This window comes from Serratia sp. 506_PEND (genome assembly GCF_001076875.1).
Lineage (GTDB): Bacteria > Pseudomonadota > Gammaproteobacteria > Enterobacterales > Enterobacteriaceae > Serratia > Serratia marcescens.
Map to the genome: position 1 here is coordinate 1 of NZ_JVEL01000296.1, position 11,468 is coordinate 11,468.

The 11,468-nt window shown below is 58.8% G+C and carries 10 protein-coding genes and 1 pseudogene; 3 read left to right on the forward strand and 8 right to left on the reverse strand.

Features of this window, described 5'->3' with window-relative positions; all coding sequences use genetic code 11:
• Both ADK28_RS07760 and ADK28_RS32915 read right to left on the reverse strand, forming a co-directional pair.
• A pseudogene (locus ADK28_RS07760) lies at positions 1 to 367 on the reverse strand (HNH endonuclease); the annotation flags it as partial.
• Between the two features lie 229 nt (positions 368 to 596).
• A complete protein-coding gene (locus ADK28_RS32915) occupies positions 597 to 914 on the reverse strand; it encodes a hypothetical protein (RefSeq protein WP_048795349.1) in 318 nt (105 codons plus the stop codon).
• Between the two features lie 537 nt (positions 915 to 1,451).
• On the opposite strand from ADK28_RS32915, the gene ADK28_RS07770 reads away from it, so the two are divergent.
• Together ADK28_RS07770 and ADK28_RS33420 are read left to right on the forward strand one after the other, a co-directional pair.
• Positions 1,452 to 1,985 (forward strand): hypothetical protein, encoded by a 534-nt coding sequence (locus ADK28_RS07770; protein ID WP_048795350.1) that lies wholly within the window; start codon positions 1,452 to 1,454, stop codon positions 1,983 to 1,985.
• Between the two features lie 11 nt (positions 1,986 to 1,996).
• Positions 1,997 to 2,830: a putative T6SS immunity periplasmic lipoprotein gene (locus ADK28_RS33420; RefSeq protein ID WP_343286270.1), complete on the forward strand. Its 834-nt coding sequence runs from the start codon at positions 1,997 to 1,999 to the stop codon at positions 2,828 to 2,830.
• A 14-nt stretch (positions 2,831 to 2,844) separates the two neighbouring features.
• On the opposite strand, the gene ADK28_RS07780 is transcribed toward ADK28_RS33420, so the two are convergent.
• Both ADK28_RS07780 and ascF read right to left on the reverse strand, forming a co-directional pair.
• Positions 2,845 to 4,275, reverse strand: a complete 1,431-nt coding sequence (locus ADK28_RS07780; RefSeq protein ID WP_048795351.1) for a 6-phospho-beta-glucosidase — start codon at positions 4,273 to 4,275, stop codon at positions 2,845 to 2,847.
• 16 nt (positions 4,276 to 4,291) lie between these two features.
• Positions 4,292 to 5,734: a PTS cellobiose/arbutin/salicin transporter subunit IIBC gene (ascF, locus tag ADK28_RS07785; RefSeq protein ID WP_048795352.1), complete on the reverse strand. Its 1,443-nt coding sequence runs from the start codon at positions 5,732 to 5,734 to the stop codon at positions 4,292 to 4,294.
• 284 nt (positions 5,735 to 6,018) lie between these two features.
• On the opposite strand from ascF, the gene ADK28_RS07790 reads away from it, so the two are divergent.
• Positions 6,019 to 7,041 (forward strand): LacI family DNA-binding transcriptional regulator, encoded by a 1,023-nt coding sequence (locus ADK28_RS07790; RefSeq protein ID WP_145957376.1) that lies wholly within the window; start codon positions 6,019 to 6,021, stop codon positions 7,039 to 7,041.
• A 24-nt stretch (positions 7,042 to 7,065) separates the two neighbouring features.
• On the opposite strand, the gene ADK28_RS07795 is transcribed toward ADK28_RS07790, so the two are convergent.
• The 4 genes from ADK28_RS07795 to ADK28_RS07810 form a co-directional block, all read right to left on the reverse strand.
• A complete protein-coding gene (locus tag ADK28_RS07795) occupies positions 7,066 to 7,488 on the reverse strand; it encodes a hypothetical protein (protein WP_048795353.1) in 423 nt (140 codons plus the stop codon).
• Between the two features lie 56 nt (positions 7,489 to 7,544).
• Complete coding sequence (gene yjiA / locus ADK28_RS07800; protein ID WP_048795354.1) at positions 7,545 to 8,507, reverse strand: GTPase; 963 nt, start codon at positions 8,505 to 8,507, stop codon at positions 7,545 to 7,547.
• 21 nt (positions 8,508 to 8,528) lie between these two features.
• Positions 8,529 to 8,714 (reverse strand): YbdD/YjiX family protein, encoded by a 186-nt coding sequence (locus ADK28_RS07805; protein ID WP_048795355.1) that lies wholly within the window; start codon positions 8,712 to 8,714, stop codon positions 8,529 to 8,531.
• 217 nt (positions 8,715 to 8,931) lie between these two features.
• Positions 8,932 to 11,112 carry a carbon starvation CstA family protein gene (locus ADK28_RS07810; RefSeq protein WP_048795356.1) on the reverse strand — a complete coding sequence of 727 codons (2,181 nt, stop codon included), beginning with the start codon at positions 11,110 to 11,112 and terminating at the stop codon, positions 8,932 to 8,934.
• Positions 11,113 to 11,468: the final 356 nt, after the last annotated feature.

Sequence of the window (11,468 nt, forward strand, 5' to 3'; positions counted from 1 at the left end):
CGCCTTGTAGCTGTCCGCCGTAGAGCTCGATAAGTGCTTTGCGTGTGTACAGTTTGCCTTCGGTTAAATAGTCAAAAGGATGTGGTGTTTCGACGATCTCAAAACCGAGGTCTTTGAGAAACCGAATGGCTTTTTCCGTGCCGCTATCGGCATTTATTCCCTTTAACGGATAGCCATGCTGCTCACTGTATGCTCTAGCGGCAATGCCTCGTATATCGTACTTCTCGCCATTATAAAGAAGGGTGTGTTTTTTAAATCGCTTAATTCTATGTTGTTTTAAGAATTCATCCCGGCCAAGTTTTTTATATTCTTCGATGGCTTTTAAAACGGATTCTTTTGAAGATAACGCCTCTATTGCAGTTGCCAAAACCACTCCCTCACATTGCCGAGCAGACTCTGAGCAATGTGCTTGCTGACGAGAGCAGTATGCATCAATACCCAGCAGTTAACTCATCGATTTACCGAATGCGTTAACTATGCCAGGTAGGGGAGGAAATGCCTACCTTGATGAATGTTTTTGTTGTGATATGTCAGTCAGATCTATTGGAAATCGTGGGTGGGAAGGGCGATGAGCATCGCCCTGATTGCCATTTACGTTAGCCGCAGGCTTCCATCTCCCGCAATGCCCGCCCATAAAGATTACACAGCGCAGGAACCAGATGCGCTGTGGCGTTGAGATAGTGATTAATTTGCTCCCAGTCTTGGGCATCCAGCTGTGGGTGTTTTTGCAGCAAGTGGCCGAACAGCATTAGGCCGTGGCACAGACCTTCCGCTTGCTCGGCAGAGAGTGCGGCCAGGTCTAAGAGTTCTGAGGGATTAAAAGCGCTGAGATCGAGGTGGTTAAACAGTTGGCGATAGAGGGTGAGGGTATTGGGGATGGTTTCAGAAGCGTTGGGTAAGTTTGTGTTTTCCATATCGGCTATTTCCATTGGGAGAGAAATACCGCTACCAGAAGAGACGCTAAACTCGGGTGGTAGCTCGAACGGCGTTAGCGTACCGGCCCCAACGGATACCGGCCTTCCCGGAGGAAGCACCGCCCGAGCCACCATTGTTTGGGTGCGCATCGGCATGCTCGAATTTATACCATATTCGAACAGGGTTGGGGGATTCGGAACGCTAACTCCGGCTGCGGATTTTGCCGCAGCGAAAAAACTATAGCGTTATCAGTAAAAGGAAAAAATAAGCTGTATGGAATTACAGGCTGTTTACTCATGATATTGTAATGCAGATCGCAGTTATTAAATTTTAATTCAGGCTAATCAGTTAGGAGAATTCATTTTCTAAGTGAATTATTAATTGTGTGAATTTAGTTATCAAGGAACACGTTGGAGTGAATGAATGTAAAAATAATTGTTGAATATTTATTCTGCGTACCTTGAGTGCTATTATTAACCTCTTTGTTAGTGCTCGCGGTAGTGAATTTTTTTAAATAATGACAGGGATGCACCACGATGGAAAAGAAAGAGGGCGCTTTAAGGCTATTAACCTCCGGGGAGATCGGCCTTGCGAAGTCGGTATTTGGTGGTTCAATTATTTATGGGAAAGTCTGGGTTCATCACGATAGCTATTTCCCCTTTGGCTTACAAAATCGAAACACTGCGATGTCACCCAATGGTGAGCTGTATTTTAGAGACTGGTACGTGCCCGATTTCTCAAAGGAAGGGTATAGTCATAAACATCTTTTCATCCATGAAATGGTTCATGTTTGGCAATACCAGCGTGGTATGTGGGTTAAGACCCGAGGCCTCTACAGTTGGTTGGCAAATTACAGTTATGAACTGGATGGCTCCAAACTCCTAAAGAACTACGCTATGGAGCAACAGGCTCAGATCGTTGCTGATTATCATTTGTTGACCTCTTCAGGTTATGCTGTTTGGAGAAACCGCTTCGGCAAGGAAGTGACTTACAACGGTAATGACTATGCCGATGTGAGAAAAGTAAAAGAAAAATATGAGAAAGTGTTAGTCGGTTTTCCTTACAAGTAAGAGGATTGGTTATGAAGGCGAGACTGTTCTGTGCCGTTGTTGGTGTGACCTTGCTAAGCGCTTGTGTAGGCGATCGTCTCGATCAACGCTATGCGCCGGATGTCCCTATCACCGCCCATGCTAAAGCGAATGGCGACATCTGCATTTCTCCGTCACCAAAGGAAAACGAGAGGCAAGATACGCTCTATCTCACTGGTGATACTGATGAGAAATTGATTGAGGTGGAGAGTCAGGATCTGAAAAAGGGCATTTGCGTTACCCAAGAAGATTATCCGTTTCAGGAAAATCATACCTACAGCATGAGGCTAAATTTTGTGCCGATTGAGAAGCGCAGAAACCTGCAGGATGTTTCCGGCAGGGCCTTTGTTGCTCACTTCAAAGTGACAAAGCTCAATGGTGTTTACGAAATTGAAAATATCACACNAATGAAACGGATCTTCCCCCTCGCATTCCCTTTCCTGCTCGCCGGTTGCCCGTCGATAGGCGATCGTATCCCCGTAGACTATCCCGCCACCGCCAACCTGCGTGGGGGCAAAGTATGCATCACCGTTCAGCCGCAGGGAGACGAAAAACTTGCGGGCATCTCGATCTACCGATTGGATGAGGCACAGAGCCGCACGTTCAAATTCTTCGATCCGCTGAGGGATGTCGCCCCCAATCAGTGCGTCCCTGATGAGGGCTATGTATTTACGCCGGGGCAGCAATACCATTTCTCCGTGAAGCTGGTCTCCCAGAAGAAAGAACAGGCAGGTGAGTTCCCCTCTGCACGTGAATTTGTCGCCGAATTCGCTGTACAGCAGGAAGGCAATCAACTTAGGTTGGAAGCCCTCCGCACCCCACGCTAACCCCACCGCCAAACCTACCCCAAATCCCCCCCATTGCTGGCGATCACTTTCTTATACCACCAGAACGATTTCTTGCGGGTGCGGGTGAGGGTGCCGTTGCCCTGGTCGTCGCGGTCGACGTAGACAAAGCCGTAGCGCTTGCTCATTTCGCCGGTCGAGGCGGCCACCAGATCGATGCAGCCCCAGGTGGTGTAACCCAGCACCGGCACGCCGTCGGCGATGGCGTCGGCCATGGCGCGGATGTGTTCGCGCAGGTAGCTGATGCGGTAGTCGTCCTCAATCTCGCCTGCTGCATTGAACTCGTCGTGTGCGCCCAGGCCGTTTTCCACCAGGAACAGCGGTTTTTGGTAGCGGTCGTACATCATGTTCATGGTGATGCGCAGCCCCAGCGGATCGATGCCCCAGCCCCAGTCGCTGCGCGGCAGGTGCGGGTTCGCCAGCGATTTCACCACGTTGGCGGCGCTGCTGTTGTTGTCGTTCATGTCGGCGGAGGCGCAGCGCGAGGCGTAGTAGCTGAAGGAGACGAAGTCGACGGTGTGTTTCAGGATGTCGGCGTCTTCCGGTTCCATGACGATGCTGACGTCTTTCTCACGGAATACGCGGGCGGCATAGGAGGGATAAGCGCCGCGCGCCTGCACGTCGATAAAGAACAGGTTCTCGCGGTCTTTCTCCAGCGCGGCCCACACGTCTTCCGGCTTGCTGGACCACGGGTAGAAGTTGCCGCCGGCCAGCATGCAGCCCACCTGGTTGGCGGGGTTCACTTCGTGGGCGATGCGCGTCGCCAGCGCGCTGGCCACCAGTTCGTGGTGCGCGGCCTGGTATTTCACCTGTTCGGGGTTTTCGTCCGTTTCAAACACCAGCCCGGCGCCGGAGAACGGGCTGTGCAGCAGGATGTTGATCTCGTTGAAGGTCAGCCAGTATTTAACCAGTCCGTCGAAGGCTTCGAAGCAGGTGCGGGCGTAGCGGGTGAAAAACTCCACCATCTTGCGGCTGCGCCAGGAGCCGTATTCGGTCACCAGGTGCATCGGCACGTCGAAGTGGCACAGGGTGACCAGCGGCTCGATGCCGTATTGGCGGCACTCTTCGAACAGGCTGCGGTAGAAGGCGATGCCCTCGGGGTTGGGCGCCAGCTCGTCGCCGTTGGGGTAGATGCGGCTCCAGGCGATGGAGGTGCGGAACACGGTAAAGCCCATCTCTGCCATCAGCGCGATGTCGTCGCGGTAGCGATGGTAGAAATCGATGGCGTCGTGGCTGGGGTAAAACTCGTCGTCGCGCAGGCTAAAGCGCTTCTCCAGCCCGAGTTTGACCGCCATGCGGTTGGCGCCGTGCGGGATCATATCGACGGTGGTCAGCCCTTTGCCGCCCTCGCGATAGCCGCCTTCCGCCTGGTTGGCGGCCAAAGCGCCGCCCCATAAAAATCCTTTAGGGAATGTTGAATCGGACATGCAATCCTCTGGTGTCTCAATGCGTTGCGCTGGCGGCGTTCGCCGCCGGTGCGGTTTGGCCGGGCGCGGCGGCGTTTTCCGGCAGATCCTCGAAGCCCAGCATCAGCGTGAGCGCGAACGACAGCACCACCGAGAGCGCCATCACCGCTACCACCCACACGATGCTCATCGGGTTGGCCGGATCGAAGAACTGCACGCTGGTGAACAGCCCGGGCGAGGCCATCGAATGGCTGGCCAACCCGCCGATGCCGGCGACCGCGCCACAGACGAAGCCGCTGATCAGGCTGGCGACCAGCGGCCGCTTCAGGCGTACCGCCACGCCGTACAGCGCCGGTTCGGAAATCCCCGCCACGATGGCGGAGGCGGCGGCGGCCAGCGCGGTCTGGCGCAGCTCGCGGTTCTTGGTTTTCAGCGCCACCGCCAGCGAAGCGCCGCCCAGCGACAGGTTGGCGCCGATCTCCGAAGGCATCACCATGCCCTCTTTGCCGGTCTCGGCGATGGTCTGGATGATGGTCGGGGTGAATACCCGGTGCATGCCGGTGATCACCAGCAGCGGCCAAATCGCCCCCATAATGGCCACGGAAAGCCAGCCCAGGTAGCCGTGCACGGTGTAGACCAGCGCAGAGATGCCGCTGCCGATCCAGATGCCGAGCGGGCCGATAAGCAGAATGGCGATCGGCGCGGCGATCAGCACGATCAGCATCGGCTTGAGGAAGTTCTTGGTCACCGCCGGGGTGATGCGATCCACCCCGCGTTCGATGTGCGACAGGATCCAGGTCATCACCAGCGCCGGGATCACCGTGTAGGTGTATTTCACCGCCGTCACCGGGATGAAGGCGAATTCCACCGCCTGGCCCTGCGCCGCCTTGGCCATCAGATCGATAAAGTTGGGATGCACCAGCACCCCGGCGATGGCGATCGCCAATGACATGTTGGTTTTGAACTTCAGCGCCGCCGAGGCGGCGACCATCACCGGCAGGAAGAAGAACGCGCCGTCGCCGATCACATTGAGGATGACGAGGGTCGAGGAGCCTTTCTCGAATACCCCGGCCATATCCAGGATCATCGCCAGCAGCTTCACCATCGAGCCGCCGATGATGGCGGGGATCAGGGGCGACATGGTGCCCACCAGCGCGTCGAGAATGCCGGCGCCGATGCCTTTCAGGGTGAGCTTGCGCTTCACCGGGGCGGCGGGAGCCGCCGCGCCCGGCATGCCGAGCGCCAGCACCGCCTGATAGGCCTTGGCCACCTCGTTGCCGATGATCACTTGGCACTGCTCCCCGCTGTGCACCACGCCCAGCACGCCGTCGATGGCCTTCAGCGCCGGCGTGTCGATCCGCGCTTTGTCTTTCACCACGAATCTCAGGCGGGTCATGCAGTGGGTCACGGCCTCGATATTGCCCGCGCCGCCCAGGGCGGCCACGATGGCGTGCGAGATCTCTGCGTAGTTCTTCGGCATGGCGTGTCGTCTCTCAGATAGCAATTCGGATAGCCCAAAGGCGAATATTTACTGCCTGGGCGATCCGTCGTTCCATCCGTATGAAACGCCCATAAGAAACCGGTTTCACAAAATCATGTATTGGTGTTTTGTTGTTGGCAAGAACTATGATTTTTGGCATTGCGTTTTCGTGATCTGGATCGTTAGGGGTAAGCGCATACCGCTGTGCAGGGGCGTGAAAACGTTCCAAACGCCGGGCGTCTTGGGTAGACTGCGCTGAACCCATGGATTTTGGCGGCGCACAGATGGCAACGATACTCGAGGTGGCGAAAAAGGCCGGCGTTTCAAAGGCGACGGTGTCGCGCGTTTTGTCCGGCAGCGGCTATGTCAGCGAGGAGAAACGCGCGTTGGTGGATAAAGCCATCGCGGAAACCGGCTATCGGCCCAACCTGCTGGCGCGCAGCCTGGCGACCAACACCACCCAAACCCTCGGCCTGGTGGTCACCAATACCCTCTACAGCGGCAACTATTTCAGCGAACTGATGGCGCAGTCGGCGCGCATCATGGAGGCGAACGGCCGCCAACTGATCCTGGCGGACGGCAAGCACACCGCGGAAGAGGAGCGGGCCGCCATTCAGTTTTTGCTGGATCTGCGCTGCGACGGGGTGATCATCTATCCGCGTTTTCTGTCGATCGCGGAAATGGACGAGATCGTCTCCCAACACCGCCAGCCGATTCTGGTGATCAACCGGCGGCTGCGGCTGAACGACAGCTACTGCATCTTCAGCGATCAGCACGCCGCCGGCGCGGCGGCGGTGGCGCACCTGATCGCGCGCGGCCATCGCGACATCGCCTTTATCACCGGCTCGCTCGATTCCCCCACCGGGCTGGAGCGGCTTTCCGGCTACAAATCCGCGCTGGCGCAGCAGGGCATCGCGGTTAACGAGGCGTTGATCGTCGAGGGGAAATGGCACGCGCAAAGCGGCGTGGCGGCGGTCGATGCGCTGCTGGCCGGCGGGCAACCGTTCAGCGCTATCGTCGCCGGCAACGACGAGATGGCCATCGGCGCGATGAAGCGGCTGGCGGAGCGCGGCGTGGCGGTGCCGGAGGCGGTATCGGTCATCGGCTTCGACGACATCCCGCTGGCGCCCTATACCGTGCCGTCGCTGTCGAGCATGAAGATGCCGGTCACCGAGATGATCCAGGAGACCATCAACCGCCTGCTGTCGATGCTGGACGGCGGCGAGCTGAGCAAGCGCCCCAGCTTCCCGGCCAGCCTGATCGAGCGCGAGTCGGTGGCGGCGGGGCCGTATTGGGGAAAGGCATAATCGCGTACCCGCCTTTTTCAGGCGCTACAACGCTTGAATCCGCCTCTTCGACAAAGCAAAAATCCCCAGCGCGCTGCCCAATGCCAGGGCGCTGGCAAGTGCCGTGGATAGCGCGAACTCGCGCGTGTAGGGCAGCAGCAGGCCAACCGCAGAAATGCTGCCCAACAGCAGGCTAAAGAACAGCGCTTTTTTACGATAGGGCGCCTTTAGGTTGAGATAGGCGGCGACGGCGCAGACGATAAGCGTACCACCGACGACGACCAACAGCGGCAGGATGATGAGCGCCCCGGCGAGGAGATTGGACAGCCCAACGTCCTCCACGCCGGCGTAAGAGACAATAAGAAACATGATGCCGATGGCTAACACCGTGCTCAGTTTGATGACGATATAGGCGCTCGCGCACAGGTTAAGCGCCTTTAATCCTACTATCATCACGTTGTTTGCCATCGTTCATCCTTGAGTTTGCTGAATATGGGCCGTGTTGGCCTGGGGAATGGTTTATCTTACCCCAACCCCCCAATCCTTCCCCGAATCTCCTCCTCCGGCAGATCCACGCCAATAAATACCAAGGTGCTCTTGCGCTCTTCCTCCGGCAGCCACTCCCGATCCCAGTCGGCGTTATACAGCCGCTGCACGCCCTGGAACAGCAGGCGGCGCGGCTCGTCTTCGATAGACAGAATGCCTTTGTAGCGCAGCAGGTTGTCGGCGTATTCCAGCAGCAGGCCTTCCATCACCTCGGAGATTTGCATCAGCGGCAGCGGGCGCTCCAGCGTCACCACGATCGAGCGGATGTCGCTCTGCGGCTGCGGGATTAGGCGGAACAGCGGGGCGGGCGGCGTCAGGTTGAGTTTGTCGTTCAGCGTAAAGCCTTCGATGTCGAACAGCACGCTCAGATCGATATCGCCGTGCGTCACCTGGTAGACCGGCGCGCGGGCGTTCATCCGCTGCAGCCGCTGGATCAGCGCTTCGCAGTCCGGCGCCACGTCGGTTTTGGTCAGCAGGAGGCGGTCGGCGTAGCCCACCTGCGCCTGGGCGATGCTGAACTGGCTCAGCTGCTGCTCGGCGTGCGCCGCGTCCACCAGGGTGATGATGCCGTCCAGCAGGAAACGCTCGCACAGGATCTCGTGCGAGAAAAAGGTCTGGGTAATCGGGCCGGGATCGGCCATGCCGGTGCATTCGATGATCAGCCGATCGAACGCCAGCTGGCCGCTGTCGACGCCGTCCAGCAGATCCAACAGCGCGTCCGCCAGTTCGTTGGACTTGCTGCAGCAGATGCAGCCGTTGCTCAACGTGGTGATGCGGCTGGCGCGATCGCCGATCAGCGCGTCGTCGATCGGCACTTCGCCGAACTCGTTCTCGATGACCGCGATTTTATAGCCGTGTTCGGCGTTCAGGATGTGGCGCAGCAGGGTGGTTTTGCCGGCGCCCAAAAAGCCGGTCAGGATGGTGACTGCAATGGGTTTCATACGGGTCCTTGTGACTGCGGGTTAACAGCAGCGCATGCCGCCTTTGCCGTCGCCGCCGTAGCGCGCTTGCTGGCGCTCGCGGAAAAATTCTTTATAGGTCATCACCGGCTTGTCCGGGNGGACGTAGGTATCGTAGTCAGGCACGCCCACCAACATGCGCGCCGCCTGCCCGAGATATTTCCCCGCCTGGCCGAGATTTCCGAACATAAGCCTTCTCCAACTTTACCCTGCATCACTACAGCGCTTGCTTAAGCCTGATATTAGGGGAAGCCGGGGGATGGGGTTCCCGCAGGGATGCCCCACCTCCGGGTCGCCCCGGGTATCTCTATTGCATCGCGCCGCACGCCTGGCATCTTGCGATACGCAGGCCGTGCGGCTTTGGGTACTACTTAACGTTATTATGCAGGGTATCCGTTAAATCACATCAATGCTGGGTCGAAACTTTGACCTCCCCCTCAGTTACGCCGTCGGCGGGCGCGGCCTGCGGCACCGGCACGTAAGGCGTTTCCTGGTCGGTGCGTTTCGGGTTCTTGTGCGCCGCCATCGCGGTTTTCACGCCGTAGAAGATGATGCTGTACACCACCAGCAGGAACAGAATGCTCAGCCCGGCGTTGGTGTAGTTGTTCACCACGATGTGGTTCATGTTGGCAATCTGCTGGGCGCTCAGCTCGGCGCCGCCTTCGGCGATTTTGCGTTTGTATTCGCCGGCCAGGAAGAAGAAGCCTTCCAGCTGCGGGTTGTCGCTGAACAGCTTCAGGCCCAGCGCGTAGGTGGTGCAGATCAGCAGCCACACCGCCGGCAGCACGGTCACCCAGATGTATTGCGCGCGCTTCATCTTAATCAGCACCACGGTGCCCAGCACCAGCGCCACGGCGGCCAGCATCTGGTTGGAGATGCCGAACAGCGGCCACAGGCTCTTCACGCCGCCGAGCGGATCCACCACGCCCTGATACAGCAGGTAGCCCCATAGCCCGACGCAGCCGGCGGTGCCGACGATGCCGGCCACCAGCGAGTCGGTTTTCTTCAGGAACGGCACGAAGTTGCCCAGCAGATCCTGCAGCATAAAGCGGCCGGAGCGGGTGCCGGCGTCCAGCGCGGTCAGGATGAACAGCGCCTCGAACAGAATGCCGAAGTGGTACCAGAAGCCCATGTTGGCGCCCGGAATGATCTGGTGGAACACGTGGGCGATGCCCACCGCCAGGGTTGGCGCGCCGCCGGCGCGGTTCAGCACCGAAGGTTCGCCGATGTCGGTGGCGGTCTGCAGGATCTGTTCCGGGCTGATGACGAAGCCCCAGGAGCTGACCGCCGCCGCCGCATGCACGGTGACGTCCTTCAGCGAAGCCATGATCATCGGCGCGTCTTCGGTGCCCAGGCGGTGCAGATCCGGCATGGTGATGCCCAGCGCCGCCGGCGGGGTGTTCATGGCGAAGTACAGGCCCGGCTCGATGATGGAAGCCGCCACCAACGCCATGATGGCGACGAAGGATTCCATCAGCATCGCGCCGTAGCCGATAAAGCGCGCGTCGGTCTCATTGGCCAGCAGCTTCGGCGTGGTGCCGGAGGCGATCAGCGCATGGAAGCCGGAAACCGCGCCGCAGGCGATGGTGATGAACAGGAACGGGAACAGGGTGCCTTTCCACACCGGGCCGGTGCCGTCGACGAACTGGGTCACCGCCGGCATTTTCAGCTCAGGGTTGAGGATCACGATGCCGATTGCCAGCCCGACGATCACGCCGATTTTCAGGAAGGTGGCCAGGTAGTCGCGCGGCGCCAGGATCAGCCACACCGGCAGCAGGGCGGAGACAAAGGCGTAGCCGATCAGCGTGAAGGTGATGGTGGTGTCTTTAAAGGTCAGCGCCGGGCCCCAGTACGGGTCGTGCGCCACCACGCCGCCGAACCAGATGGCGGCCACCAGCAGCACGATGCCGATGATCGACACTTCACCCACGCGGCCGGGGCGCAGATAGCGCATGTAGATGCCCATAAACAGCGCGATCGGCACGGTGGAGCAGACGGTGAACACGCCCCACGGGCTTTCCGCCAGCGCTTTCACCACGATCAGCGCCAGCACCGCCAGGATGATGATCATGATCAGGAAGCAGCCGAACAGCGCGATGGTGCCCGGTATCGGCCCCATCTCTTTTTTGATGATCTCACCGAGCGAGGCGCCGTTGCGGCGCGAGGAGATGAACAGCACCATAAAGTCCTGCACCGCCCCCGCCAGCACCACGCCGCCCAGCAGCCACAGCGTGCCGGGCAGGTAGCCGACCTGCGCGGCCAGCACCGGCCCCACCAGCGGCCCGGCGCCGGCGATGGCGGCGAAGTGGTGGCCGAACAGCACGTTCTTGTTGGTCGGCACGTAGTTGAGGCCGTCGTTGTTGACCACCGCCGGGGTGGCGCGGCCGGCGTCCAGCTTCATCACCTTGGTGGCGATGTACAGGCTGTAGTAGCGGTAGGCCACCAGATACACCGCCACCGAAGCGACGACGATCCATAGCGCGCTGATGTGTTCGCCGCGGCGCAGCGCCACCACGCCGAGGCAGGCTGCGCCGAGTATCCCCAGCAGCATCCACGGAATGTGCTTTAAAATCCCCTCTCGTTTCATGAGGTATCCTTAATTCCAGTCTGCAAAATATGAATGAACTCATCCGCTTGTAAGAGATGTCAGAGTGGCGCGGCGAGCCGTAGCGTCTTTCCCGAGGTAAGGCGGGTTTAGGAACAGCTCATCATCGCCGGGGGTAAGGGGGGAAGACAGGCGTATTTCGCTCAGCGGTCAGATCCGCCGGGTGAACGGTTGGATTGGCGGGGTGAGCGGTTTGCTGCATAACCAACAGCCGCCCGCCAGCCGCTGTTGCCAATGCAGCACCCGCTTTAACCCGCCGACTTTAAACCCTCGGTTTATCAGCCGGATGCCTTAACGCGGCGGTTGGCACGCATTCTGCTATCGGATTTATAACCAAA